Raw genomic sequence first — 23,256 nt, forward strand, 5'->3', positions numbered from 1 at the left:
CCGGTGTGCCGGCCGCGGCGGCCGCCGATCCGGAAGCACCGCGGACCCTCCCACCGCAACTCGTCGCTCCGATCGTCGACGCATACGCGGCGGCCATCGATTACGTCTTCCGTTCGGTGGTGCCGGTCGCGTTGGTCGGATTCCTGGTCGCCTGGTTTCTTGAAGAGGTGCCGTTGCGCGATAGCGCACGAGCGAACGCCGGCGATATGGGGGATGGTTTCGCGATTCCGCATCCGGCCGACCGGATACTGCTCGAACAGGCACTGGAGAACATCGCCACCACATTGCTCGAGGCCAGGGCACAGGAGGTGCTGCCTTCCCGCCGGCCGAGTGGTTTGTTACCCGAGGATCTCCCGACCGCCGGAGGGTGATCCTCGTCGTCCCGTGGTCATATTCTCCTGTTCTTCCCGTCCCCGTATTCGCGGTCCTGTCCGGCCACTCGACGCGGCCGACTCTCGAAACCCGGTACTCGGTCCGGTCAACACCGGTCGCGATGTGCTTGCATGACACCATGACCAGTGCTGACCTGTTGGCGGATGCGTTCGGCCGGATCAAGGAGAGCGTGCACGGCGCGGTCGCCGGGCTCACGCAGGACGAGCTCGCGGCGCGCCTCGATCCGGAGTCCAATTCGATCGCCTGGCTGGTGTGGCACCTGACCCGGGTGCAGGACGACCATGTCGCCGACGTCGCCGGCGCCGAGCAGGTGTGGACCGAGCAGGGTTGGGCGCGGCGCTTCGATCTGTCGCTCGACGACGCGGACACCGGATACGGGCACGACTCGGACGATGTCGCCCGGCTCGGTGCGGTTCCGGCGGATCTGCTGCTCGGCTACCACGACGCCGTGCACGCCCGGACGGTCGAGTACGTTTCCGGGCTCACCGACGCCGATCTACCGCGCGTGGTCGACACCCGGTGGGATCCACCGGTCACCCTCGGTGTGCGATTGGTCAGCGTCATCGATGACGACGCCCAGCATTCCGGTCAGGCCGCCTTCATACGGGGGGCATTGCTGCGCCGCCGCTGAGCGCGGGGTCGAAACCGCCGTCGATACCTTCGAGTGTCCGCTCCGTGCCGAACTTCCCGAAAATCTGCCCACCGTTTCGGCACCGCCCGCGTGCTCGGCGACAACGTGGCCGGTCTGCCGGCGGTGCGGGTTCCCGCCGATGCGATCGGTTGCGTTCAGCTGTTGTCGCTGTGCCGAGCCTGAGCCAACAGTCGGATGGCTCGAGGACCGACACCGTGCAAACGCAAAAGGTCCTCGAGTTGCCCCGGCAGGTCGCCGATCGATCGGTACCCGGCGTCGAGTAGAGCACCTGTCGCCGGCCGGCCGACCTTCACACCATCGAATACGGGCCCTCGATCCGCGTTTGTGGACATTATTCGAATCTACCCGGCCCAACTCATCTCTCGAGCGCTCTCGTCGAAGCCGACGGAGAGTAGCCTGGTCCCCTCTGGTCGTTCCGGCCTTCGAGAGTCGAGGGTTGGCCGGGTAGCAATCCTCCGACCTCGAGAGATACCGCCCAGCTATCCGTCGCGATACCGACGGGCCGTGGATCGGACCGCTCGGACCGAACCACGGGGTCGGATCACTTCCGCTGATCAACGCCGGACGGTTGGACGCTCATCAAGACTGGAAGAAGCTCCGGTTCCGTCGCTCGTTGAGTTCGGTCAACTCCTCCTCGGTGAGCCCGTCATCGGGATCGATGAACCGAGGAGTGGAAGCGGGTGCGGGCCGAGGCCGTTGGGTCGCATCGCCGAGCGCCTCGACCACCGACCGGATTCGCGGATCGGCGGTGAGTTCTTCGATCCGTTCGCGCGCATTGTCGCGAACCTGGTTCAGCGCCTCGCGCGCCAGTTCGACGATGAGTGCGCCGAGTTCGGCACCATACGGCGTGACGGTCTGGTCGATGTCGACGGATTCCACTGTTCCGTCGGCCCGGACCCGCACGGATACGCCGTACCGTCCGGTGGTGGCCGTTTCGGTGAGGAGCGCGCGCTGGACCGCCATCATCCGACCGCTGATCGGATCGATATCCCCGCTGTCGGGTCGCATGCTCGGCTCGCTTTCCCCCGCTGTCCGCCTGCGGGCCGTGCTAGCCCAGCAGCCCATATCGGGGAGGTATCCAGTGAGCGAATTGTATGTCGATCCGCCTGCGGTGGAGGGGATGATCGGGGCTTTGGGGCAGTCTCGAACTGCTCTGGACGGTGCGCCTACACAGGGCTTCATCCCGCAGATCGAGTCGGCGCGGAATGCGCTCGACAAGGTGTTCGCCGAGGTGCCGATACCGCCGGCGGCGGAGTTGGAGTCCATTCTCAACAGGTATCAGGTGCAGGCCGATCCCGGCGGCATGGTGACCTGGCCGAACGAGGGACTGCTCGGGTTCCTCGGGGAGGCGATGGACAAGGCCAAGCCGGTGACGGGTGGCCGAGGCGGAGATGCTGGACCGGCTGAGTATGGGCGACAAGATCCGCTTCCATCGGATGATGGTCGAGGCGGAGGACACCGCGAAGGATATGTATCCGGGTGATGTGGACCAGGACGACCAGACCGACGCGTTCCGCCACGTGTACTGGAATGCGTTGATGACGCAGGAATTCGGGCCCGAGTGGACGCAGGAATACGCCTCGAAGCACGAGGGTCGGCCGGACAATGCGGCCGTGCGTGAGGCGATGGATCTGCACAGCAACGAGATCGGCCGCAATATCGCACTGCGGAATCCCGATGCGAGCCCGGAAGAATTGCGAGAACTGGCCGGACAGGCGGTGGAGAAGGGTGACGGCGTGGTCATCAACCAGGACCGTACGTTGAGTTGGTCCAACCAGGTGCCGATCGGACAGACGGTGGATTCGGCGGTGCTCGACGCGAACGCGACATTCCTTCCGGGCTCGCCGGTTTCCGATAACAAACCGTCACCGAAATGATCGGATGGCAAGAGAGTTGATGATGTCGACACGGTTTCGAGGCGGTCGGTCGTTGCGCGTATTGCTCGCCTCGGCCCTGGCCGGGCTGGTGCTGGTGACGGTCCCCTCGTGCGGGTACCTCTTCGGCGACAGCGTGGAAGTCGATCTGCAGGGCGATAATTCGTTGAATGCCGCGTTTCAACATGTCATCGACACGCGGCAGCCGATTCGGCTCGGGGATGTGATCGTGGGCGCGGGGCTGCCGGTGCGGACCTGGGACCGGATGTATGCCTTCGATTCGGTGCGTGACGGCGAAGAGCTCAATGCGGCACTGGGCGTGGATGTCGAGTGGAAGGGTGTCTCCGGTGGGTCCGGTTCCACGTTCGTGCAGGTGTTCACGAACGAGGGGGAGGTCGTGTATGCCTTGGCGGATTGGCCGCCGCGCTACTCGGTGGGTGATGGACGGTACGGCACACCGGATTCGGTGGTGACTCCGGTGCAGAAGGAGCAGGTCAACCCGATCAACCACCTGCCCGAAGTCGTGTGGGATGTGCGGATCGAGGATTTCGGCCGAGATCGGTGAAAGTCGCGCCGCATGTGGCGTCAGGGATCCGAGGGCGGGGAAGACCGGAGGTGACCGGTTCGGTCGACGAACAGGGCCGGTGAGGCGGTGAAACCGTGCGGGGCGTTACGGCCGGCGATAGGGTCGCGGCCGTCGCGAGCCGGTGCCGTCAGGCGGCGAACCAGCTCCGCCACGGTGCGCGTATCCCACCGTTCTGTGCCGACCGCGGAGTCCGGCCCTGCCGGGGAAGGGCGACCGCGTGGCACGCGGTGCGTCTTCCCACGCGCAGCCGGGAGGAACCCGAAGAGAACATCGATGAACGGTTCGGTCGGTGACCATGCCGCGATGGAAAGAAAGCTTCTTCGGTCTTCTGCAGCGCGGATATGCTCGACCGGCAGCGGTGGGAGACCCGCGAACGACTGCGGACCGCGATCGGGAGCCGGACCACACGGACCTACCACCACCGCCACCGGTGGCAACCCGCCTTGGCGTCCGGGACCCCCGAATACGAGGCAATCATGGCCCCAGTGGTCGGTCAGGCCGCATAATCACTGTCGCCCGATTGCACAGCAGCCCCTTCGGTGGCTGCACAGACCTGACAAACCGTGGCTCGATTTCGTCTATATAGGTGGAGGCTCGGATACAAGGAGGCGTGAGTGTCGGTCGAGCCAAGCGAACTGGTCGCCGAAAGGCGCAAACTGGTCGATCTGGCCTACCGCCTTCTCGGCTCGCTGGCCGATGCCGAGGATGCCGTCAGCGAAACGTATCTGCGCTGGTATGGGCTCACTGAGGAGCAACGTGATGCCGTGCAGTCACCGATCGCCTGGCTGATGAAATCAACCGGCAGGGTCTGCCTGGACATGCTGGGTTCGGCGCGCGCTCGCCGAGAGCACTACACAGGCCAGTGGCTCCCAGAGCCCTTGCCGGACACACGACGATGGCACAGCAACGCCTCCGCACACCCGGACCCCGCTGACAGTGTGACGTTGGACGAATCGGTGGGAATGGCGCTGCTGTTGATCCTGGAATCGATGACACCGGCGGAGCGTGTCGCGTTCGTCCTTCACGATGTCTTCCAGTACCCGTTCACCGAGATCTCCGCTATCCTGGGCCGTTCCGCAGGCGCATGTCGACAGCTGGCGTTTTCCGCCCGCCGGCGTGTGGAGGCCGACCGTCCGTTGTCGGCATCTACGGCCGAGCGCTCAGCGCTTACCACCAGCTTCAAACATGCCTGGCAAACCCGAGACCTCCGAGTGCTGATGACACTTTTCAACCCCGACATCACCGCGATCACCGACGGAGGCGGCAAGGTCACCGCCGCAGCCGAGCCGATTTACGGCAGAGAGGCCGTCGCACTCTTCTTCATCGACGTATTCCAACGACAACCAGACCTGCGATTGGAAAAAACCTCCGTCAATGGGCAACCGGGGTTGGTAGCGTATGCCGAGGGCCGTGTGCTGGCCGTCATCTCATTCGGTGTCATCGACGGACTCATTCATCACATCTGGGTTATGAGAAACCCGGACAAACTGAAGCTATGGGAATAAACGCCACAACGGAAGTGGCGGCATAAGGGCGGAGCCGGATCTCGGTTCGCTGAGCTGGACCCGACAGGTTCGGCTACTCGCGCGCGATTCGTGCCCGAGGACGATCTCCCGGCGAGCAGGCCACATGGTACACGCCACCGCGGTGTTCGATGTCCGTGCCAAACCCTGGGTTCGGGGGCGAGCGATCCCCGAACCCAGGACTCTACGCCGCCAATTCGTCCACCGCCTTCGAGGAACGCGGCATTAGCGGGTGTGCTGACAGAGTAGCCTGTATGCGCTCTGCGAATCCTCGGGGAACACCAGGACAACGACGTGGCCGCCCCAAGCCGTGACCGCCGGCGCGGGGCCTGCGGTAGATCGGATGTTATTGGCCCGCAATAGTTCCCGTATCCCCTGTGCGACTGTGTAGTCGGTGACGGTTGCGGCGGGTACCAGCAGGCCGTATCCGCTGTCACGACGTGTCATCGGATTGCGTCCTCGGGTTGGTTGCCCGCACGGTCCTGAACAGCGCGCAGCGCCGCGAGCTGGGCTTGTTCGCCGTGGTGGGCGTGGCGGGTGAGTTCACCTGCCTCGTCGGGAGGATCGGCGCGCAAGAACGAGCCGATTCCCGGTGATCCCGCGGCACCGAGCTTGTTCATCTTCTTCGGCACCGATGCGCCCGCGTACTCGAGTGGGACGGGGTGGCCGTGTTCATCGACGCGTCCCAAGGACTGGTGCACCTCGATGTATTCCCCGTGCAGCAGCCGTTTGATTATCCCGGTCTCGATACCGTGCTCCAGGACGGAGCGGTCGCTTCGCTGTAGTCCAAGACAGAAGCGGTAGGTCGCGTAGTAGGCCAGCGGTGGTGCGACCAGGAGCCCGATACGGCCGGCCCAGGTGAGGGCGTTGAGGGAGATGTCGAATTTCAGCGCGAGGATGTCGTTGACGCAGGACAGGGTGAGCACCAGATAGAACGCGATCGCCATTGCCCCAATGCCGGTGCGCACGGGGACGTCACGTGGCCGCTGCAGGAGGTTGTGGTGGGCGTTGTCGCCGGTCAGTCGCCGCTCGATCGAGGGATACACGAAGATCACGGTGAACACCAAGCCCATCGTGACCGCGACCCAGAAGGGTGCGGGGATGGTGTAGCCGCCGAGGTAGATCTCCCATGCGGGCAGGAGCCGCGCCAAACCGTCGGTCCACATCATGTAGAAGTCCGGCTGCGACCCGGCCGAGACCTGCGCAGGGTTGTAGGGTCCGAGATTCCAGGTTGGATTGATCTGTAGCAGGCCACCCAGGAGCGCAACCGTCCCGAGGGTGAACGCGAAGAACGCGCCCTGGTCTGCAGCGAAAACAGGAACGATGCGGGAGCCGACCACATTGTTCTCCGCGCGTCCCGGTCCGGGGAACTGGGTGTGTTTCTGATACCAGACGAGGGCCACGTGCACGACGATCAGTGCCAGCATCAGCCCCGGCATCAGCAGCACATGAGCGATGTACAGACGCGGGATGATGATGGTGCCGGGGAACTCGCCGCCGAACAGCAGCCAGTGTAGCCAGGTTCCGATGACCGGGATGCTCATGGTGATACCGCCGAGCGGAGAACGCAGACCAGTGCCCGAGAGCAGGTCGTCGGGCAGGCTGTAGCCGAAGAATCCTTCGAACATCGCCAGGATCAGCAGCGTCGAACCGATGATCCAGTTTGCTTCGCGTGGCTTGCGGAACGCGCCGGTGAAGAATATCCGCAGCATGTGCAGGATCATCGACGCGGCGAACAGCAGCGCCGCCCAGTGGTGGACCTGCCGCACGAACAGCCCACCGCGCACCTCGAAGGAAATGTTCAACGAGGACTCGTAGGCGCGCGACATCGTGACACCGCGCAGAGGCTGATAGGCGCCGTCGTAGACGACCTCGCTCATGGACGGGTCGAAGTACAGGGTCAGATACACCCCTGTCAGCAGCAGGATGATGAAGCAGTACAGGGTGATCTCGCCCAGAAGGAACGACCAGTGGGTGGGAAAGACCTTGTTGATCGAGCGCTTCACGAACGCGGCCATGTGATAGCGGGAGTCCGCCTCCCGCGCGGCCTGCGCCACACGGGAGGCGGAGCTCGCCGGTACTCCGGCACTCATCGAGCGCGGGCCTGCGAGTCCACAGCGGCGAACTCACCGACCAGCTTGTAGACACCCGCGTTCGGCTCGCCGATATCGGCGATCCGCTTCGCGAAGGCCTGTGCCGCCGGATCGCCCAGAGTGGCCTTGGCGTCTTCGGGCGTGGCCCACTGTGCGACATTGAGCACCTTGGAACCGTCCAGCGCGGCCAGCAGGGTGACGGAGACGAACCCGGGACGGTGCCGGATCACCTGCTCGGTACCCTCGGTCAAAACCTCGATCAGCTGCTGCTGCTCGGTGGGATCGACGTCGATGATGTTGATGAAAGTGGCAGGCACAGTGTTGCTCCTTGTCGTCATGGATTGTCGATGCCATCGAGCCGCCTCACAGCACGGCGGCCCACGGCCCTCACCAATAAAGACGACACAGCGCCCGGGATTGTCAGGTGCGAGTCGGCATCACTGACAATCCGAGACGCTGTGTCGTCTATTGGATGGATATGCGTAACCACGCAGAGGAGAGCGCCATATAGGACGAATGGGGCCCCACCGGCAGAGCTGCGGGCAGTCGATTCGGAACGACGCATTCCGATGAACCTGTCCTACCGCATCCTCGGCTCGCGGCCGCGGAGAACGCCACATCGGCCGATGGCTTCCCGAACCACTCCCCGGTACCGGCGATCAACCCGTCGGTGGCCTCGCCGACCGCATCACTCTCGACGAGTCGGTCACCCTCGCCCTACTCTCGGCGTTGGAATCCATGCCCCCTGCCGAACGGGTGACCTTCGCCCCGCACGACGTGTTCCAGCACTTGTTCGCCGAAATCACCGAGATCGTCCGCCGCACGGCCGGGTGCCGCCAACCGACACACTCCGTCCGCCGCCGCATCCCCACACCGTTGGACCGCACTCACTGCCACTCTCCGAGCGGCATGAACAGCGGGCGGCCTACCAGCCCCGATCCGTGTACTCGACAGCGCCGCCTCCGCCGCACACGATGCCGTGGTCACTCTCGCTTCTGCGCTGCTGTCGACCACCAAGAGGGCACCTCGTGTGGTTCGTAGTTCTGGCTATTGAAGGTCGATTTATAACGCTCGCTTCGGCTGTCCTCCGATCCACACAGCGCCACGTCCGGACCCGGGTGGTTCAGTCGACGAACAGTGCCAGCGAGGCGGTGAAACCGTGCAGGGCGTTGCGGCCGGCGATGGGGCCGATCTCGCCGCCGGCGAAGAAACCGGCGAGCGGTATATCGCCGAGCATGTCCTGGATGGTCGTCGCATCGTGGTCGGCGGTGTCGAACAAACGCCTGCCGCGTCCGACGCAGGTGAACAGTAGCGCCCCGGCGGGGCGGCCGGGCAGGTCCGCGCTTGCCTTGGCCAGGGCCGCCCGTAGATCCTTGTCCGCGCCGAGCGCGTCCCGCACCTGGAACTGGACGGTTGTGCCGACCTCCACGAGTTCGCCGACCTCGATCGCGCCGAATGTGGGGTCGGCGCCGAGCAGGCCGCGGACGAGGAAATCACCTTGCCCGGGTGTCGCGAGATGTTCGTCGACGACTATGCCGATCTGCAGGCCGTGCGCCACCAGTTCCCGCTGGTCGGGCGGCAGTATTTCCACGATCTCCCGTAACCGCTCGATCGGCGGGCGGCCGCCGAGTTCGGTGATCACCGCCCCACGGGCGGCGGTGACGATGTACGGTGCGCCGATCGGACGGCAGCCCTGGGAGACGATCGGGACATGGTGCACGCCGGGCAGTCGGACACCGACCGCGCCGGCGGTCACGACATCGTGGTCGCGGAACATTCTGCAGCCGGTGGGCGGTGGTGCGCTGCTCACCAGGCCTCCCATGACGACGGTGCCGGGGAGGGCGGTGTCCAGGTGGTCGAGCAGGATCTCGGCCGGGAAGGAGTAGGGGTCGGGGAACAGGAGGTGGAAATCGTGGGTGGTCTTGTCGAAGGGGTAGCCGGCGAGTAGGCCGCCCGTGGCGGTGCGGACGAACGCTATTTCGAAGGTTTCGGCGGGGACCGGGAGCCCGGAGGCCAGCCATACCGCGACCGCCGGCTCGTCCTCGATCTCGCGGCGGCCCGCCACAACGGCCTGCGCGACACATCCGACGAGGGCGGGCACCTCGATGGTTGTCGTGGACAGCATCGAGGAGTTCCTCGGCGTCGTCGGTGTGGGTGGGGCCGGCGATCAGGATGGCCAGCGACGGCGTCTGATCCGCGAGTTGGGTGCGTGCGGATGTCGCGGCTTCCTCGCCCGCCCGAGGGGCCTCGGGCGCGCTGGAAAGCCCGACCGCTATCCGCACCCTTCCATCGTAACCACACGTCCTCGGCTCGGGTACAGCATTGCGGTGCAGGGTTTTTCAGGGCTGTGACACGATGTGCCGGCGCGCCGAAGACGAGCGTGGGTCCCGGGCCGGGAAGACCATGGTCGCCGAGTGCGTGGGTTACCGGTCGGTCGGGTTTTCGGGGAGGAGGGGGCCGAGGGGGCCGAGGTCGATATTGAGGTCTTCGGGGGAGAGGCCGAAATGGTTGCGTAGTTCTTCCATGCGTTGTTCGAGCAGCATCAGGGTGGTGCCGATACGCTCGACCTGCGCCTCGCTCAGGTCGCCTTCGTCCACGCGCCGCAGCGCTTGACGTTCCATCAGTTGTCGGAGAAGTTCCACCAAGGTGAGCACGAGGGTGACCAGTCCCCGTTCGACCGATTCGGGGTCGGTGTCGATTCGCGGTGATATGCCATCGAATTCGGTCATCCGGGCAGCTCCGGTGCGCGAGGGGACGTGGAGTCGAGCGATTGTGCCGACAGCGTGCTGATGGAGGAGATCAGGGCCCGCAGCGAGATCTGGACCAGGTCGACGTCGGCGATGGCGAGCTTGATGTCACCGGAGACGACCACCCCCCCGGCCAGCACCCGGTCCAGCAGGTCGACGAGTGCGACGCGGCGTTCGCCGTCGACGCCGCTCATGCCGGCTCGCGTTCCACACCCGCGAAGGAATACGGTGGCCACGGCCCGGTGAGTTCGAGCCGGATACCGGGGAATTCGTTGCCGAGCGCGTCCACGGTCGCGGCGAAATCGTCGGCGCGGTCGTCGTCCACCAGGTAGGTGCCGTTGAGCACCATCCAGTCGCGGCGACCGCTCAGCGCCGGATCCGTTGTCGCCTGGCGCCGTCCGGCCGCGGCCTGGTGGACCAAGCGGGTGTGGATCGTGTCGGCGCGCTGCGCCGCGTCGCGTTCCACGGTTTCCTGTGCCGACAGCTGCGCGCGGCGCCGGGCCAGGTATGCCGCGCCGGTGCCTTTCGCGTTCCCTTCGCTCGCAGCCCTGGCCTCGGCCACCGCCGCGGTGAGGGCGCCGCGGTCGCCGTAGGCCTTCACGCCCCATTCGGTGCGGCCGCTCACCAGGGTCAGCGCCGCCTCGAAGTTCGTTCGCCGCTCGTCGAGCAGGTCGCGCACTCGTTCGTCGTCGAGGAAGACGGTGGCCAGGCGCAGGGGGACGGTGGGGCCGCGGCCCACCGTGGCGGATACGACGGCGTCGTGCGCCCGAGCCGTGGCGGCCAGCCAGTCCAGGTCCTCCAGGTGCCCGCTCAGCGGCTGTTCCCCGAATACCTCGAGCGGCACCGACCCGACGATCGCCGCCAGCGAGCCCGAGACCACGGTGCGTACCGTCTCACCGGCCACTCCGGTGAGCGCCTCGAGCCCCTCCGCGGCGTCCGCGGTCGTCACCGCGTACAGCCAGACTCCGAGACCATCAGTCACGGCCGCTCGCTTTCTTCGGTTCGCGGCGGCGTTCGATGGAGGTGCGGCGCTCGTTCGCGGCCTCGAGTTCGGCGATCCGCTCACGCAATTCACGGTTCTCGAGTTCGAGGTCGTGATCCTGCCGTTCGAGCGCGTGGGCCTTGCTGTTGAGCCAGGGGTCGGTTTCCCACCAGTCGATGCCGACCGCCTTGGCCGTCTCCAAGGACGCGACGACCAGGCGCAGTTTGATTGTCAGCAGTTCGATATCGAGCAGGTTCACCTGGATGTCGCCCGCGATCACCAGGCCCTTGTCGAGGACCCGTTCGAGGATATCGGCCAGATTCGTCGACCGGTGCCCGCCGCCGTAGGGCTGCGGCTCGTACGATCCGCCGCCGACCACCGTCATCGCTGGTCTCTTCGGCCGATATCGGTGCTGCCGCGGACGTAGCGTCTGGTTCTGCGGTAGGCCAGCAGATTCCCGTCGACGTCGATCTCCACTTCGTAGAGGGCCAACATATCCGACGACGAGGGGATGCGGCGGTCCTCGAGCACTTCGATCTCCACCAGTCGGCCGTCCTCGGTGGGTTCCATCGAGGTGACGCCTTCCACCGATTTCGAGGTCAGTTCCATGAGGTGCTCGATCGCCGCCGTGGCGGCCTCCCGTGCGGTGAGGGGAGGTGGCCCACCCGATTCGGACTCCATGTCCTCGGAGTCCTGGGTGGTTGTTCTGCGGCTCATACCGATCCCTCCTTACTCGTCGGCGGCTATATGCCGCCGGGCGGTCGGATCATGCGGCCGAGGACCGCCTGCTGCGCTTGTTTGCGTTCTTCCTCGGAGATGTGGCCGGCCGCCGCGGCCTCCTCGATCTCCTCGAGCTCGCGCCGGATGGTGGCCGGGTCGTGCATCCGCTGTTCGACCTGGTCCTGGATCAGTTCACCCAGCCAGAGCACGCCGCGGACCGGGGCGAGCGGCAATGAGAGGATCGATGTCAACAAGCCCATGTCCTCATCCTTCGGGTGCGCTTCTCATGACGAAGTCGTAGGGCGCCATGGGGCCGAGCAGGCTCAGCTCCACCCGCTCGTCCCATTCCTCGCCGAGCTCGGCCAACGCCCTTTCCAGGTCGTCCTGCCGGGACAGTTCGATGAGTACCGCGAGGTGGGCGGCGTCCTCTTCGTGGGTGGGCGGCCGCTCCCGCACGATCGGGTCGAGTTCGTCGAGTGCCGCGACCAGCCGGCGCGTGTCCGCGGCGCGTTTGGCCTCGATCGCCTGGTTCACGATCTCGCCCAGGGCGATTCGCTCGTTTCGGGTGGCGTCTTCCGGTTTGTCGCGGATCTCGTCACGCAGCCGCGCCGCCTGGGGGTTCTCGTCCAAGATCTCGGGCAGGATCGTGTTCTCGGTATAGCGTGCCTGGATCACGAACTGGGCGCGACCTTCGAGTTCGCTCAGCGCGGTGTGGAACTCGTCGTGGTTGGGGGTGAGCAGTTCCTTCTCTACCGCCTCCGTATCGGTTACCACGCCTCCGAACTGCAGGGGTAGCACCGGGGCGACAGCGGCCGTCCCGTCCAGCAGTCGCGCGTGGGCGGTGAGGTCGTCGGGTGTACCGAGCGGGCGGTCGAGCGTGATTTCGCTGATCAGCGCGGCGATCTCGCCATGCCGCACGACCGCGACATCGCTCGGGGGGTCGCCGATACCGGTGGCGTGCGGTTCGGGTTCCACGTCGGCGGGCACGATGCCGTAGACGTACACCGCGGCGCGCTGCTCGGGTTCGGTCTCCTGGGTTGCTCCGGCGGTGGACATCAGTCCTCCCTTCTTCTGGTGGCCCGGCCGGATGTTTTGCGCTTCTCGTCCACGTCGCCGAGGAAGTCCATGACCTTCTCACCCGCGGCTTCGATAGCGCCCTTCGTCTTGCGCTGGGAAAGGCCCTGGGTGGTGTCGCCGACCAGGTCCGCCAGGCCCTTCGGCTGGCTCGAGATCTCGAGCCGGTTGACGGCCTCGGCGAAACGCAGATATGTGTCGACGCTGGCCACCACGACCCGGGCATCGATGGTCAGCAATTCGATACCGACCAGCGAGACCCGTACGAACGCGTCGACGACCAGTCCCTTGTCCAGGATCGTGTCGACGACGTCGGCCAAACTGGACGAGTTCGGGCGGGCCATTGTGCCGCTTCCGCCACCGCCCGAAGGTTGGATGGTCATGTGTGTACTCCTCGCTTCTCACGTGACCGGCGTGGCACCGCGGTGCCCCGCCGGGCGGCCGGGCGCCGGCGGGGCGGCTCGGGTTCCGCGGCCTCCTCGTCTTCGTCGGTCTTGTCGTGCTCTTCGTCCTCCGGTTCCTCGTCTTCCAGCTCTTCGTCTTCCGGTTCTTCGTCTTCGTCGGTCTCGCCGTGTTCTTCGTCTTCCGGCTCCTCACCCTCCGGCTCCTCACCCTCCGGCTCCTCACCCTCCGGCTCCTCACCCTCCGGCTCCTCACCCTCCGGCTCTTCGTCCTCGGGTTCTTCGCCTTCACCTTCCTCCTCGGCGTTCTCCTGCTCCTCACGCCGCGCGGTCTCGTCGTCCTTGACGACTTTGCTGTCGCGGATCTCGCCGTGCCAGCCCACGATGTCATCGGGGTGCAGCACCGCCTCGGACATGACGTAGCGCTCGAAGAACTTGAGTTCCAGGCGGCAGCGGCGCCCGGCCGCCCGCCACAGGTTGGCGGTCTTCTCGAAGAGCCCGTGGGGGTGGTATTCGAGCACCACGAGAATGCGGGTGAGGTTCGGGGTGAGCTCGTGGAAGGTCACCGCGCCGTCGATATAGCCCTTGGCGCCCTTGGAGCGCCAGACGATCCGCTCGAAGGGCACCTGCTCGAGGATCGTGGATTCCCACATCCGCCGGGACCAGAACACCTTGCCGGTCCAGGTGAGTTTCTCGTCCGAGACCTGCTCGACCTGTTCGACCTTCTTCATGAACTTCGGGAATTCCGCGAACTGGGTCCACTGGTCATAGGCCAGGTCGATCGGAACGCCGACATCGATGTGCTCGACGATATTGGTCAGCTTGAGTTTCTTGGTGCCTTTGCCCTTGCCCTTGCCGCCGGTCAGCGCTTCTTTGGCCGATTCGAACGTGTCCTTGACCGTGCGTCCGAGCTTGGCCTTGCCCGCGCTCATGACCGCCTGCATCGGGGAGGCGCCGCCGGCAAGCTTCTCGACCCCGGTCAGCGCCGCCAGCAGGTTCCCGCCGCCGCTGCCCTCGGCGTACTGGTTCAACCGCCCGGCCGCCTGCGACACCTTGCCCGACAGGCCGGACACCGCGCGGTCGGCCAGGGTTCCGGCGAGGTTCTGCACCGATTGCTGCAACACCTCGGTCGGGGTCGATGCCTGGGTTTTCTGCCGGCCCGCCGATCCGGCCCGGCCCGCGGTTTTCGTGGCCCGCGCCGCGGTGCCGGTTGCCTTGGCCGCGGTGTCGGTGGCCAGCTTGCCGACTCCGGCCGTCGTATCGCGCAGAGTCTTCGCCATCGGCCTCACCTTCTCGTGCGTCGCACGGGTGCTTCGTCGGCTTCATCGCGGGCCCGGCGTCGACGCGGCGTGGGTGTCCGGCGTTCCGCGGTGTCGGACGCCCGGGATGAGGTCCGGGAGCCGGTCCTGCTCGCCCTGGCCGGGCTCGCTCGGCGGGTACGTGCCCGCGTGGTGGGCCGCTCGGTGTCGTCCTCGTCTTCCTCCTCGGCCGGGTACTCGTCTTCGAGGTCCTCCTCGGCCGATTCCTGCTCGTCGTCACGCGGCTCGTGTGCGTGGTCGTCCTCGTCCGTCTCTGTCTTCCGGTCGCCGCCGCGGTCCTCGTCGTCCCCCTCGGGTGCGGCGGACTGCTGCTGTAATCGGGCGCTCAGCGCATCGATGCGGTTGCTCGCCGCGGTCACGGCGGCGGACCGCACGGCGCCCAGCAACTCGCCGCGAACGGTATCGGTGATCTGGGACAACTCTTTCGACTCGAGCAGCGAGGTCCCGCGCTTCACCAGTTCCCCGGGGGCTCCCGCACCCCGTCTGGACATCGCCGCACCCGCCAGCGACAACGCAAAGCGCATCTTGCGCGTGCGGCCCAGCAGGTAACCGATGCCCACCCCTATCGCAATTCTTGCTCCGCCTTCCATGCTCAACTCCTTGCTCGCCGCGACCGCCACCGCCCCGGGCGAGGCCGGCCGCCGAGACTCGACGCCCCTGGATGTGGGGTAGGCCACAGTGCAGTGGCCAACTTCAGCGTATGCCGGGTTACCGGATGGGTCGATAGGAGTTACCTGCGAAAAGTCAGCGGCGGCGGGCGTGGGGAGCCTTCCGCAGCGAACGGCGGCGCCGGCGTGACGAGAAAGTTGTCCCTGCGGGGAAGCGGAAACGTAGGTCTCGGATCGACCGGGTCGCACATTGTGGAGCGCGGTGAACAGGGGTTCGTCGGCCGGCTCGGCGAAGGTGAAGACCGGTCGGTGAGTTTGCCGGCCCCGGGCACCGACAGCGGTTCATCGACGATGCACGGGAGCCATCTGTTCAACGGTGTGCTGCCCGAAGGCTATGCCTTCGACCCGAGCGGTGGATACTTTCCGGCCGTGGTCTTCAAGGCCGCGACGCTGACGGACGAGCCGGGTGTGCGGGTGTTCCGGTTCGGACCGGAGGAATTCACAGTGCAACGCATCCCCGTCCGCGCGGCGTGCAGCGCGCCGCCGTGGGTAAGTGGATGTCAGCGAGGTGGCGGACGTCAGCGGTGGGTCCACACGGGTTGGCGGAAGTGGGCGACCCGGGCCTCGTCGGGGGCTCGGCCGAGGAGGACGATTTCGCGGAACTGCCAGAGCAGCGCGCCAGTGGGGGCGTGGATGGTCATATTCGGGCCGAGCCGCATCTGGAGCAGACCGGATTCGTCGCTCGGGGTGATATCGGCACGTGGCGAGTCCTGCGGTACCGCGTCGTTCGGGTGGACCCAGCGCGGGGTGTCGTCGGCGGCGAGCCTGGCGAGGTCGACCAGATGGACCGAGTAGACCTCGTCGAGGTTGGGGAGCAGGTCGGTGGTGTCGGGCAGGGTGACGACGATCGGGGTGATGGCGAATCCGGAGGCGGCCGGGAAGTCGTCGAGGGCGCCGAGGATGTCGTCGGGGTGTGCGCGCAGGCCGAGTTCCTCGTGCAGTTCGCGTATCGCGGCCTGCTCGGGGGTTTCGCCCTCCTCCACCCGTCCGCCGGGCAGACCCCACTGTCCGGCGTTACGGCCCTGATAGGCCCGTTTGATGACAATGACCGACAGCGGTCCATCGGTTTCCTGGACCACGCACAGCACCACCGCCGCTCGGCGCATACCCGGGGCGTCGGGGACCGCGACCCGTGGGAAGCGCTCCAGCCGGGAGTACGCGAGTGCGTGGAAGTCGGCGATGCTGTCGGGGACGTGCGATCCGGGGGTGGTGCTCATGTATCCGATCTTGCACCAGACCGGCGGGCCGCTACCTGGGGACCGGGGGCGGGGAGAACACGACCCGCGCTCGGCTCCATCGGTCGACTCGGTGGGATGACGGTGGCAAACGGTACCTTGGCGCGCATGAGCGCTTCACCGAGTCTCGACTACCTGTCGCTGCTGGCCGAGTACCATAACGAGTTCCTCGCCTCGATTCGCGACGCCGACCCGAATGCGCCGGTGCCCGCGTGCGGGGACTGGACGGTCCGCGAGCTGGTGGAACACATCGCCTTCGTCCATCACTGGGCGGCGGCCCAGGCCCGGGACGAGAAGGCTTCGCAGCTGGGGGACGGGCCCTTCGATCTCGCATCGCACTACGAGGCGTGCGCGAGTGAACTCCGGGAAACGCTGGAAGCGTTGAGCCCCGGGCAGACCGCCCGGATCATGGGGCATCCGAGCCCCATGGTGCCCGGCACGGTGTCGTTCTGGCATCGCCGGCAGACGCACGAAACACTCGTGCACCTGCACGACCTGCGGGCGGCGATCGCCGGCAAGGCCACGCTCCGGCTCGCGCAGGCCGCGCCGGAGGTGTGGGCGGACGCCGTCGACGAGGTGGTGACGATATTCCAGCCGCGTCAGGTGGCGATGGGGCGGATGGCTCCACTGCGGATTCCGCTCGGTCTGGTGGCCGCCGATCTGGCGGGGGCGCCCGGTTGGGTGCTCGGCGGCACGGGAGAGAGTATCGACGATGTGCGATCGCGGGTGTCCGGGAGCGCCGAAGGGCTCGCGCTCGTGCTGTGGGGGCGGTTGACGCCGGAAGAGGCGGGGTTGACGGTGCTCGGGGACCGGGGCGAGGTGGACGCGGTGTTGAGCGAACCGATCGTGCCGTGAGCGTGGGGCCCGGCTCGGCCGTGGGCGCCGTGTGTCCGGATCGAGTTCGCCGGGGATCGGTTTTCCCTCGAAGGCATACCGAAGGCGGAGTCGGGCGTATCTCGCGTTGGCTTCCCTCCGCCCTGAAGGGCGGCGCCCGCGCGCTGCGTTCCTCGGTTACCGGCCGGGGGAGAGGTGGCGGGCGGTGGCGTTGATACGGCCCTGGAGTTGACGGAGGAAATCGTCCGGGGCGGCGGGGGTGACGGTGAGGCCCTGACTGTTGTGGTGGAGGAGATAGCGGCCGTCGTCGGGGTAATCGAGCCAGATGAAGGCGCGGCCATCGACCGTGGGTCGGGAATCGATGGTGTAGCCGGGGTAGACGGTGATCTCGCCGGTGCCGGTGCGGGGGCGGCGGAAGAAGCGTTGGAACTGTTCCTGTGGGCACAGGCGGGTGGGGTGCTGGGAGTAGACGGGTGCGTGCAGGTCTTCGCGACAGCCCTGGAAAGAGGGATGGGTGCCGGGTTTCGCGGCGGGCAGGCGGACGATCAGATCCGCGGCCAGCCGGGAGGCGGGATGCCGGGTGATGACGACGTCGCGGCCGTGTTCGCGGGTGGGGCCCGGTTGTTGGAGAGCGAGGGCGGCGACATTGTCGACGATGCCCGCGTGCATGCGCACCACCTGCGACTGCCGCGGACCGTAGAAGCCGTGGACCTCCACGCGCAGCTTCGGTTCCAGCAGGACCGCGAGCGCGTCGTAGAAAGGCCGGTCGAGGACCTGCTGGACGCGTTCGGCGGCGCGGCGGCGCAGCCGCTCGAAATCCTCGGCGCGCTCACAGAAATCGGGGCGGAAGGCGAGCGGGTATGGAAGACGGTCGCGGCCGAACGCCTCCAGCGCGACGGTGAACGCGAGACCGTCGAGCTGCCAACGGTTCTGGGTCATCCGCCGATGACCCCTCCGGGCGGGAGGACCGGAGGCAGATCGCCGATCAGCTCGCCGGCGCGCTCGTAGACCAGGTAGTCGGGGGTCTTGTGCTCGTCGTCGTCCTCGTTACGGCCGCGGGCGCCGGGGGAGGCCATACCGGGCATACCGCTCGTACCGCGGGCGGCGGTGGTGCCGGGGGTGCCCGTGCGGGTGGCCGGGGTGCCCTGGTTCGTCCGGCCCGGTTGGCCGGGGACGCTGCGTCCGGGGCTCGGGGTCTGCGGGGTGGAACCCGGGACGTGGGAGCCCGGCGTGCCGGGGGAGGTCGTGGTGCCGGGGGTGTTGGTGGTGCGGCCGAGCGGGTCCTCGAGGTAGTTCCTCGTATGGGGGGTCTCGGTGGAGGCGGAGGTGGTGTTCGGCGAACTCGGTTGAGTGCCGGTATCGGTGGTGCTGCTCGGCTGGGTTCGCTGGTTCTGATCCTGGTTCGGGTTCTGCTCACCCGGGGCGGTGGGGGTGCGAATGGTTGGGCCGCCGAGAGTGGTTCCGGTGGGTGTCTCGGTGCCGGGGCCGTTGTCGGTGGTGCCGTTGACAGGGTTGTGCGGAGTAGGCAGCACCGGAGTGTGGCCATCGACCTCGGTGACACCGGGTTGGTAGATCCGCATCATGATGTCCTGGGCCGCGGCTTCGGCCTCATTGGCGCGGTGCGCGTTCGCCTTCAGGACGCCATTGCCCGGGATATGGCCCACGAACTCGTCGAATCCGGACGTTTCGACCGGCGGGACCACCGATAGCTGCGCCTGGCCGAGATAGCCCTGCATGAGATCGATACCGTTGGCGACCATCTGGAACGACAGCGGCAGCAGCTTGGCCTTGTCGGTGTAGGCGATGGTGGACTGCATGGCGGTAGTGGCGGTGTGGCCGCCCCACTTCTCGGTAATGGCGGTTTCGATTTCCCCGCGGAATTCGTCGATGGCGGTGCTGGTGGATTCCTGCAGCCTGCGCCAGGCATCGGCACCGGCATTGATATCGCTCTCCTTGACCGGGCCCTTGTCGGCGAACTCGCCCTGGCCGTTCAAGGCTTCCCAGATCTTTTTGTGCGACCAGGTTTGGAAGGCTTCGCAAGGAGCCAGCGCGGGAGCGTATTCCCCTGTGAAACCTGCACTGATACGGGTCCATTCGGAACTGATGATCTGACGGTCACCGGTCCACTGCTGCTCACCGGTCTCGCGGGCGCGGTTGGCATTGTCCTGGTTCTCGCGGGATTGGCTGTAGTTGTCGACGATTCCCATAACGCCGCCCGCGGCGGCGGCGATGGCGGCGCCGACTCCCAAGATGGCTGGTAGTGGCATCAGCGGATTCCCTCACCGGTGTTGGTCAGCTGGGTGCCGGTCTCCTGATCGGTGGCCTGGAGTTTGCCGATGGCGGCGAGGTAGGTGTCGCGCATGAGTTCGGCGAGTTCAATGTGCTGTTCCAGGCGTTTGACGGCGTTGTCGTCGGGATTCTGACTACCGCAGACGGCCTTCTGCTGGAATTTGTCCTGTACGGCGAGGGCGGAGGGCAGGCCACCGTAGCCCGAGAGGCGGCTGAGGTCTCGAGCGTTCAGCTTCAGGTCTTCGAGTTTCTGACGATAGGTTTCACAGGCTTGCGCCAGCTCTGTACCGATACCGTCTTCCAGTCGCATCTCACCGCTGATCGCCTGCTGTTTGAACTGCTGCCATTGTTGCAGCTCGTTCTGAACATATTCTGACATGTCGCCCCTGCTCTGACTCCGTGCGGTCTCTGTGCCTATTCGGGTAAGTGGGGTTCGATTGCGGTGGCGTACTGCATGGCGATCGCACAGATATCGCCGTCACTGGGCTCGCCGTCTACCCACGTGGCGCCGATCTCGAACATCCCTTGCTGAGCAGAGAACGAGATGTAGCAACCTTCGCCCTCGGGGTCCGACTTGTTACGCGAGAAGATCGCAGGACGGCCGCCGACAGTGGTCTCTCGGATATCGGTGTGGTTTTCGTTCTTCCGTGCTTCGTCCAAGGTATGGCTGGTAGAGAACACAGTCATCGCATACTGCCGGTGTGTGGGCTTCCAGTTGCAGACACGCCACGAGGTCGGTCCTTCTGCGGCGTTGGTCACGATATTCTTGGATGAGGGGTTCAGACCCATGGATACCAGCACGTCGTCGTTGATCTGGGTGCATGGGTCGAAGACGACGATATTGTCGATGTCGCGGGTAGTGGTGACGGAGGTCGCGGTGGTTGCGTCGCCGCCTATGGCACCGCACCCGGAGGCCAGCGTCACTACCGCTGCCGTGACCAGCATGGTGTGGAGGGTGGTGGCGATACGCATGGATCTCTCCCCTTGGGCCGTGGTGCGGGATTTCCCCCGCTATGACTATAGGACGCAACGGAGTCCGCAGCGGTTCCATCGGTTTTCGACAACATCGGCCGAGAGGCGGGAGCCGTGTGCGTGAGGTGGGATGCGAAGGGAAGAAGTATCCGTTTCGTCTGGTAGCGCGCATATGGCTGGTGGCCGCATCGGGTCGCCGGCGCGGGGAAGCGATGTCGATGACCCGCGCCGGTGTGGCCGGTCCGCTATGGGCTGTCGGTCGCGCTGCTGCCGAGTCGCGGTAGGAACGTGCGGCCCGCGACGATGTCGCAAGCCGGGCGCAGGGCGGCGCGGGTGGCCTCGGGGAGATGATCGAGTTCCGGGATGAGTAGCGCGGTAGCGCCGTCGTGGAGAAGGGTGACCAGTAGGCGAAGGTTGTCGCGCGGAGAGTCGGCCGACATGACGCGGGTAAGGATATAGCCGTGTGCTATCGCGGACAGTCGCAGCCGGACGATCTCGAAGCCGAGATCGGGGCTGAGGTCTTCGCGTAGGTAGCCGACAGCGAGCTGGCGGGTGCGGGGCGAGAGGGGCGAGGGCTCACCGGGTGCGGGCGAATGGGAAGCGAGGGCCACGTGGTCCTTTCGTTGAGGATCGGCTACTGCCCGAGCGGACGGCGGGATGGTCTGCCCGAGCTCGGTGGAGCGGCGGGGATCAAAGGTAGAGACGTTCGCAGGGGAGCCTGGGAAGGTTGGCCGGCGGGTCGGGGAGGATGGTTGCGGCGCCTGGTTGCCGGGCGTTCCATTCTGTGAGGAACAGACGGGCGGCGGAGCGTCGGGCGGCGTAGTCGAGACGGGCGTCGTGGAGGAAGACGCTGAGGTGGACGTCAGGGTCGTCGGCGCGCGGTGCGGGAGCGGTCATGCGGCGCATTCGGTGAGGGCGTCGAGAAGAGTTTTCAGGGTCGGTCGGAAGACATCGCGGACAGGATGGACCCAGCGGCGGTAGGTATCGGGGTCGCGAGGAGAAGGCAGGGCCACGATGCCTTGTGGTGGGACGATCTGGGAGTTGGTGCGCAGCAGGATGCGGGAGTAAAGCGAGTAATCCTCGGCTTCAACCGAATACGAGGCCAAGAAGGTGTAGCGACGAGAGCGGTGCCAAAGGATCGGACCGACGAGAGAACGCGCTGATAAGAAGTCACGCATGGCACAGCCGAGCGACTCCGGAGTGGTGAGAGCCTGAAGAGTGCCTCCGATGGTGACGGCGATTCGGCCGGATTCATCTATATGGCATGGCAATCCACATACGGTTCGGTAGTAATGGCAGCGCCCGAGTGACCCGTTCTCGGTGGGTATGGACATGAAATTCCCTGGTATTTATGGTCATGGGTGCGCCCGGACCGAAGGCGGATCGGTACGGGGTGGTGGAGGGGATGTCGGTATTGCCACCCCTACCGGGCGCGGGTTCAGGACAGCATGTCCGCGTCGTGCAGTTATCGGATTTCGTTCTTCCCGAAGAAGTCCCGACGAAGCCGCAGGACGAAACCCGATCGAATGACACGTTCGATGGAACAACCGATGCGTTGAAAACTAGAATGGGGGCTCGTCACATGTCAGAACTCGGAAGTACTCTGCCTCGGCGTCAGCTCGGGCGTTATCTGCGGGACCTGCGGTTGCAAACCGGAATGACGATTCCGGAGGCTGCCCGGCGAATCGAGCGCGGGGCGAGTACGCTTCAGCGGCTCGAAACCGGACAATCGGAGCGGATACGGTTGCTCGATGTGCGGCAGTTGTGCGGTATCTACAATGCCGGCAAGACGGAGACTGAAGCATTGATAGGGCTGGCGCAGCAGGCGGCGGTCAAGTCGTGGTGGCACGAGTACGGGAGTCTTATTCCGGACAACTTCGATGTGTATATGGGGCTGGAAGCCGCAGCCTGTCAGCTGAGCTCGTATACGCCCGACGTCGTGTACGGCCTGTTGCAGACGCCGGACTATGCCCGAGCTCTTATGCGTGCAGAGTCTCCACGTGCCGGCAAGGACGAGATCGAGCGAATGGTCGAGATGAAGATGAAGCGCCAAGGACTGATCGTGCGCAAACGTTATCCGGCCGATCTCGTTGTGGTGCTGCTCGAATGTGCGCTCCGGCGGGTCGTTGGCGGCCCGAGGATCATGGCAGCGCAGCTCAGGCGCATTGCCGACATATCCACTCGTCCCAACGTACGTGTCCATGTGCTTCCGTTCCGGGCGGGCATCCCCTTGGGGGACCCTGTGGGACAGTTCGTGATTTTGGACTTCGGGACCGACAACAAGGGCAAGCCTGCCGAACCACCTGTTGTCTATCTGGAGAGCCTCACTGGAGACATGTATTTGGAGAAACCCAACGACGTCGATCGTTATCATGGGGCACACCAGGCCCTCATGGATGCGGCTCTGGACGAAACCGCAAGTAGGACTCTGCTTCGGCAGGTAGCTAGGGAGTACGTCTCATGAGCGACAAATGCAATGTCGATCTATCCGATGCGGTGTGGTTCAAGAGCAGCCGCAGTTCGGCCAGGAAAGAGTGTGTCGAGGTGGCGTTCCTCGACGGAGGATTGACCGGTGTCCGCGACTCCAAGAACTCATCCGGTCCGGCTCTGGTTTTCGCCCCGCTGGAGTGGACAGCTTTCACTACCGCTGTTGCGGGTGGCGAGTTCGGACATGGCGGCTGATCTGTCCCGAGCCGGCTGGTTCAAGAGCAGCCATAGTTCAGCTACCAGGGAGTGTGTCGAGGTCGTGTTCCTTGACCAGGATCTGGTCGGTGTTCGTGATTCCAAGAACCCACATGGGGGAGCCTTACTCTTCACTCCCGAGCAATGGGATGGCTTCCTCGGCGGTCTCGCCGGCGGAGCATTCGATCGGTGACCTGTGAATGGTGGCGGGC

General features: G+C 65.8%; 31 protein-coding genes and 1 pseudogene. 9 read left to right on the plus strand and 23 right to left on the minus strand.

What is annotated here, in order from left to right; translation table 11 throughout:
• Window positions 1–5: 5 nt before the first annotated feature.
• Entirely contained in the window at window positions 6–371 is a 366-nt protein-coding gene (locus ON20_RS37700) for a hypothetical protein (RefSeq protein ID WP_040841139.1), read from the plus strand.
• 140 nt (window positions 372–511) lie between these two features.
• Window positions 512–1,024 (plus strand): mycothiol transferase, encoded by a 513-nt coding sequence (locus ON20_RS29360; RefSeq protein ID WP_040841230.1) that lies wholly within the window; start codon window positions 512–514, stop codon window positions 1,022–1,024.
• Window positions 1,025–1,624: 600 nt separating this feature from the next.
• Here the strand turns inward: ON20_RS29360 and ON20_RS37040 are convergent.
• The gene (locus ON20_RS37040; RefSeq protein WP_040841144.1) at window positions 1,625–2,053 is read right to left on the minus strand and encodes a YbaB/EbfC family nucleoid-associated protein; all 429 of its coding nucleotides are present in this window, start codon (window positions 2,051–2,053) and stop codon (window positions 1,625–1,627) included.
• A gap of 368 nt (window positions 2,054–2,421) precedes the next feature.
• Here ON20_RS37040 and ON20_RS29375 point away from each other — a divergent pair, with 368 nt between their 5' ends.
• From ON20_RS29375 to sigJ, 3 genes are all read left to right on the plus strand, one after another.
• Window positions 2,422–2,922 (plus strand): DUF6973 domain-containing protein, encoded by a 501-nt coding sequence (locus ON20_RS29375; RefSeq protein ID WP_051163606.1) that lies wholly within the window; start codon window positions 2,422–2,424, stop codon window positions 2,920–2,922.
• Window positions 2,923–2,974: 52 nt separating this feature from the next.
• Window positions 2,975–3,484 carry a hypothetical protein gene (locus ON20_RS29380; RefSeq protein WP_157229106.1) on the plus strand — a complete coding sequence of 170 codons (510 nt, stop codon included), beginning with the start codon at window positions 2,975–2,977 and terminating at the stop codon, window positions 3,482–3,484.
• A gap of 635 nt (window positions 3,485–4,119) precedes the next feature.
• Window positions 4,120–5,010 (plus strand): RNA polymerase sigma factor SigJ, encoded by an 891-nt coding sequence (sigJ, locus tag ON20_RS29385; RefSeq protein WP_040841148.1) that lies wholly within the window; start codon window positions 4,120–4,122, stop codon window positions 5,008–5,010.
• Window positions 5,011–5,253: 243 nt separating this feature from the next.
• Here the strand turns inward: sigJ and ON20_RS38280 are convergent, their stop codons facing one another.
• From ON20_RS38280 to ON20_RS29455, 15 genes and pseudogenes are all read right to left on the minus strand, one after another.
• Window positions 5,254–5,475 carry a hypothetical protein gene (locus ON20_RS38280; protein ID WP_218002688.1) on the minus strand — a complete coding sequence of 74 codons (222 nt, stop codon included), beginning with the start codon at window positions 5,473–5,475 and terminating at the stop codon, window positions 5,254–5,256.
• Window positions 5,472–7,121 (minus strand): cytochrome bc1 complex cytochrome b subunit, encoded by a 1,650-nt coding sequence (qcrB, locus tag ON20_RS29390; RefSeq protein WP_040841149.1) that lies wholly within the window; start codon window positions 7,119–7,121, stop codon window positions 5,472–5,474. The genes ON20_RS38280 and qcrB overlap by 4 nt, the downstream gene beginning before the upstream one ends.
• Window positions 7,118–7,438 (minus strand): antibiotic biosynthesis monooxygenase family protein, encoded by a 321-nt coding sequence (locus tag ON20_RS29395; protein WP_083865444.1) that lies wholly within the window; start codon window positions 7,436–7,438, stop codon window positions 7,118–7,120. Before ON20_RS29395 ends, qcrB begins: the two co-directional genes overlap by 4 nt.
• A gap of 806 nt (window positions 7,439–8,244) precedes the next feature.
• Window positions 8,245–9,403 (minus strand): annotated as a pseudogene (locus ON20_RS29400) (FIST signal transduction protein).
• Window positions 9,404–9,544: 141 nt separating this feature from the next.
• Complete coding sequence (locus tag ON20_RS29405) at window positions 9,545–9,850, minus strand: gas vesicle protein K (protein ID WP_040841153.1); 306 nt, start codon at window positions 9,848–9,850, stop codon at window positions 9,545–9,547.
• Entirely contained in the window at window positions 9,847–10,062 is a 216-nt protein-coding gene (locus ON20_RS29410) for a gas vesicle protein (protein WP_040841155.1), read from the minus strand. The genes ON20_RS29405 and ON20_RS29410 overlap by 4 nt, the downstream gene beginning before the upstream one ends.
• Window positions 10,059–10,850: a GvpL/GvpF family gas vesicle protein gene (locus ON20_RS29415; RefSeq protein ID WP_040841158.1), complete on the minus strand. Its 792-nt coding sequence runs from the start codon at window positions 10,848–10,850 to the stop codon at window positions 10,059–10,061. Before ON20_RS29415 ends, ON20_RS29410 begins: the two co-directional genes overlap by 4 nt.
• Window positions 10,843–11,235, minus strand: a complete 393-nt coding sequence (locus tag ON20_RS29420) for a gas vesicle protein (RefSeq protein WP_040841160.1) — start codon at window positions 11,233–11,235, stop codon at window positions 10,843–10,845. The genes ON20_RS29415 and ON20_RS29420 overlap by 8 nt, the downstream gene beginning before the upstream one ends.
• Complete coding sequence (locus ON20_RS29425) at window positions 11,232–11,567, minus strand: gas vesicle protein GvpO (RefSeq protein ID WP_051163607.1); 336 nt, start codon at window positions 11,565–11,567, stop codon at window positions 11,232–11,234. The genes ON20_RS29420 and ON20_RS29425 overlap by 4 nt, the downstream gene beginning before the upstream one ends.
• Window positions 11,568–11,593: 26 nt before the next feature.
• Entirely contained in the window at window positions 11,594–11,830 is a 237-nt protein-coding gene (locus tag ON20_RS29430) for a gas vesicle protein GvpG (RefSeq protein WP_040841161.1), read from the minus strand.
• 4 nt (window positions 11,831–11,834) lie between these two features.
• Window positions 11,835–12,626, minus strand: coding sequence for a GvpL/GvpF family gas vesicle protein (locus ON20_RS29435; RefSeq protein ID WP_040841163.1), 792 nt, complete (start codon window positions 12,624–12,626; stop codon window positions 11,835–11,837).
• Window positions 12,626–13,027, minus strand: coding sequence for a gas vesicle protein GvpJ (gvpJ, locus tag ON20_RS29440; RefSeq protein ID WP_040841165.1), 402 nt, complete (start codon window positions 13,025–13,027; stop codon window positions 12,626–12,628). The genes ON20_RS29435 and gvpJ overlap by 1 nt, the downstream gene beginning before the upstream one ends.
• Window positions 13,024–14,325, minus strand: coding sequence for an SRPBCC family protein (locus ON20_RS29445; RefSeq protein WP_040841167.1), 1,302 nt, complete (start codon window positions 14,323–14,325; stop codon window positions 13,024–13,026). Before ON20_RS29445 ends, gvpJ begins: the two co-directional genes overlap by 4 nt.
• A 5-nt stretch (window positions 14,326–14,330) precedes the next feature.
• Window positions 14,331–14,954 (minus strand): hypothetical protein, encoded by a 624-nt coding sequence (locus ON20_RS29450; protein ID WP_040841235.1) that lies wholly within the window; start codon window positions 14,952–14,954, stop codon window positions 14,331–14,333.
• 596 nt (window positions 14,955–15,550) lie between these two features.
• Window positions 15,551–16,249, minus strand: coding sequence for an NUDIX hydrolase (locus ON20_RS29455; RefSeq protein WP_040841170.1), 699 nt, complete (start codon window positions 16,247–16,249; stop codon window positions 15,551–15,553).
• 126 nt (window positions 16,250–16,375) lie between these two features.
• Between ON20_RS29455 and ON20_RS29460 the strand changes: the two genes are divergently transcribed.
• Window positions 16,376–17,122, plus strand: coding sequence for a maleylpyruvate isomerase family mycothiol-dependent enzyme (locus tag ON20_RS29460; protein ID WP_040841237.1), 747 nt, complete (start codon window positions 16,376–16,378; stop codon window positions 17,120–17,122).
• A gap of 156 nt (window positions 17,123–17,278) precedes the next feature.
• Here the strand turns inward: ON20_RS29460 and ON20_RS29465 are convergent, their stop codons facing one another.
• From ON20_RS29465 to ON20_RS37510, 7 genes are all read right to left on the minus strand, one after another.
• Window positions 17,279–18,040, minus strand: coding sequence for an ESX secretion-associated protein EspG (locus tag ON20_RS29465; RefSeq protein WP_040841172.1), 762 nt, complete (start codon window positions 18,038–18,040; stop codon window positions 17,279–17,281).
• Entirely contained in the window at window positions 18,037–19,368 is a 1,332-nt protein-coding gene (locus tag ON20_RS33650) for a hypothetical protein (RefSeq protein ID WP_157229107.1), read from the minus strand. The genes ON20_RS29465 and ON20_RS33650 overlap by 4 nt, the downstream gene beginning before the upstream one ends.
• Window positions 19,368–19,769 (minus strand): hypothetical protein, encoded by a 402-nt coding sequence (locus ON20_RS33655; protein WP_051163610.1) that lies wholly within the window; start codon window positions 19,767–19,769, stop codon window positions 19,368–19,370. The genes ON20_RS33650 and ON20_RS33655 overlap by 1 nt, the downstream gene beginning before the upstream one ends.
• A gap of 35 nt (window positions 19,770–19,804) precedes the next feature.
• Window positions 19,805–20,362: a DUF3558 domain-containing protein gene (locus ON20_RS29480; RefSeq protein ID WP_051163611.1), complete on the minus strand. Its 558-nt coding sequence runs from the start codon at window positions 20,360–20,362 to the stop codon at window positions 19,805–19,807.
• Between the two features lie 245 nt (window positions 20,363–20,607).
• On the minus strand, window positions 20,608–20,973 hold the full coding sequence (locus ON20_RS29485) for a hypothetical protein (RefSeq protein ID WP_040841174.1): 366 nt from the start codon (window positions 20,971–20,973) through the stop codon (window positions 20,608–20,610).
• A gap of 79 nt (window positions 20,974–21,052) precedes the next feature.
• Window positions 21,053–21,259 carry a hypothetical protein gene (locus tag ON20_RS29490; protein ID WP_157229108.1) on the minus strand — a complete coding sequence of 69 codons (207 nt, stop codon included), beginning with the start codon at window positions 21,257–21,259 and terminating at the stop codon, window positions 21,053–21,055.
• Complete coding sequence (locus tag ON20_RS37510; RefSeq protein WP_169332401.1) at window positions 21,256–21,696, minus strand: hypothetical protein; 441 nt, start codon at window positions 21,694–21,696, stop codon at window positions 21,256–21,258. The genes ON20_RS29490 and ON20_RS37510 overlap by 4 nt, the downstream gene beginning before the upstream one ends.
• A 17-nt stretch (window positions 21,697–21,713) precedes the next feature.
• On the opposite strand from ON20_RS37510, the gene ON20_RS29500 reads away from it, so the two are divergent.
• The 3 genes from ON20_RS29500 to ON20_RS35235 are packed head-to-tail and all read left to right on the plus strand — an operon-like array spanning window position 21,714 to window position 23,237.
• Window positions 21,714–22,826, plus strand: a complete 1,113-nt coding sequence (locus ON20_RS29500) for a helix-turn-helix domain-containing protein (RefSeq protein WP_306306883.1) — start codon at window positions 21,714–21,716, stop codon at window positions 22,824–22,826.
• Window positions 22,823–23,044: a DUF397 domain-containing protein gene (locus ON20_RS29505; RefSeq protein WP_040841182.1), complete on the plus strand. Its 222-nt coding sequence runs from the start codon at window positions 22,823–22,825 to the stop codon at window positions 23,042–23,044. The genes ON20_RS29500 and ON20_RS29505 overlap by 4 nt, the downstream gene beginning before the upstream one ends.
• On the plus strand, window positions 23,034–23,237 hold the full coding sequence (locus ON20_RS35235; protein ID WP_083865447.1) for a DUF397 domain-containing protein: 204 nt from the start codon (window positions 23,034–23,036) through the stop codon (window positions 23,235–23,237). Before ON20_RS29505 ends, ON20_RS35235 begins: the two co-directional genes overlap by 11 nt.
• Window positions 23,238–23,256: the final 19 nt, after the last annotated feature.

This window comes from Nocardia brevicatena NBRC 12119 (genome assembly GCF_000308495.1).
Classification (GTDB): Bacteria; Actinomycetota; Actinomycetes; order Mycobacteriales; family Mycobacteriaceae; genus Nocardia; species Nocardia brevicatena.

Excerpts from the sequence above, each read along its gene's own strand:
- ON20_RS38280 (WP_218002688.1), bottom strand. The coding sequence starts at position 5,475 with ATGACACGTCGTGACAGCGGATACGGCCTGCTGGTACCCGCCGCAACC.
- ON20_RS33655 (WP_051163610.1), bottom strand. The coding sequence starts at position 19,769 with ATGTCAGAATATGTTCAGAACGAGCTGCAACAATGGCAGCAGTTCAAA.
- ON20_RS29505 (WP_040841182.1), top strand. The coding sequence starts at position 22,823 with ATGAGCGACAAATGCAATGTCGATCTATCCGATGCGGTGTGGTTCAAG.
- ON20_RS29455 (WP_040841170.1), bottom strand. The coding sequence starts at position 16,249 with ATGAGCACCACCCCCGGATCGCACGTCCCCGACAGCATCGCCGACTTC.
- ON20_RS37040 (WP_040841144.1), bottom strand. The coding sequence starts at position 2,053 with ATGCGACCCGACAGCGGGGATATCGATCCGATCAGCGGTCGGATGATG.
- ON20_RS29450 (WP_040841235.1), bottom strand. The coding sequence starts at position 14,954 with ATGGAAGGCGGAGCAAGAATTGCGATAGGGGTGGGCATCGGTTACCTG.
- ON20_RS29425 (WP_051163607.1), bottom strand. The coding sequence starts at position 11,567 with ATGAGCCGCAGAACAACCACCCAGGACTCCGAGGACATGGAGTCCGAA.
- ON20_RS29490 (WP_157229108.1), bottom strand. The coding sequence starts at position 21,259 with ATGACCGCTCCCGCACCGCGCGCCGACGACCCTGACGTCCACCTCAGC.
- qcrB (WP_040841149.1), bottom strand. The coding sequence starts at position 7,121 with ATGAGTGCCGGAGTACCGGCGAGCTCCGCCTCCCGTGTGGCGCAGGCC.
- ON20_RS29360 (WP_040841230.1), top strand. The coding sequence starts at position 512 with ATGACCAGTGCTGACCTGTTGGCGGATGCGTTCGGCCGGATCAAGGAG.
- ON20_RS29445 (WP_040841167.1), bottom strand. The coding sequence starts at position 14,325 with ATGGCGAAGACTCTGCGCGATACGACGGCCGGAGTCGGCAAGCTGGCC.
- ON20_RS29435 (WP_040841163.1), bottom strand. The coding sequence starts at position 12,626 with ATGTCCACCGCCGGAGCAACCCAGGAGACCGAACCCGAGCAGCGCGCC.
- ON20_RS33650 (WP_157229107.1), bottom strand. The coding sequence starts at position 19,368 with ATGCCACTACCAGCCATCTTGGGAGTCGGCGCCGCCATCGCCGCCGCC.
- ON20_RS37510 (WP_169332401.1), bottom strand. The coding sequence starts at position 21,696 with ATGTCCATACCCACCGAGAACGGGTCACTCGGGCGCTGCCATTACTAC.
- ON20_RS29430 (WP_040841161.1), bottom strand. The coding sequence starts at position 11,830 with ATGGGCTTGTTGACATCGATCCTCTCATTGCCGCTCGCCCCGGTCCGC.
- ON20_RS35235 (WP_083865447.1), top strand. The coding sequence starts at position 23,034 with ATGGCGGCTGATCTGTCCCGAGCCGGCTGGTTCAAGAGCAGCCATAGT.
- ON20_RS29460 (WP_040841237.1), top strand. The coding sequence starts at position 16,376 with ATGAGCGCTTCACCGAGTCTCGACTACCTGTCGCTGCTGGCCGAGTAC.
- ON20_RS29410 (WP_040841155.1), bottom strand. The coding sequence starts at position 10,062 with ATGAGCGGCGTCGACGGCGAACGCCGCGTCGCACTCGTCGACCTGCTG.
- gvpJ (WP_040841165.1), bottom strand. The coding sequence starts at position 13,027 with ATGACCATCCAACCTTCGGGCGGTGGCGGAAGCGGCACAATGGCCCGC.
- ON20_RS29405 (WP_040841153.1), bottom strand. The coding sequence starts at position 9,850 with ATGACCGAATTCGATGGCATATCACCGCGAATCGACACCGACCCCGAA.
- ON20_RS29420 (WP_040841160.1), bottom strand. The coding sequence starts at position 11,235 with ATGACGGTGGTCGGCGGCGGATCGTACGAGCCGCAGCCCTACGGCGGC.
- ON20_RS29465 (WP_040841172.1), bottom strand. The coding sequence starts at position 18,040 with ATGACCCAGAACCGTTGGCAGCTCGACGGTCTCGCGTTCACCGTCGCG.
- ON20_RS29500 (WP_306306883.1), top strand. The coding sequence starts at position 21,714 with ATGGTCATGGGTGCGCCCGGACCGAAGGCGGATCGGTACGGGGTGGTG.
- ON20_RS29480 (WP_051163611.1), bottom strand. The coding sequence starts at position 20,362 with ATGCGTATCGCCACCACCCTCCACACCATGCTGGTCACGGCAGCGGTA.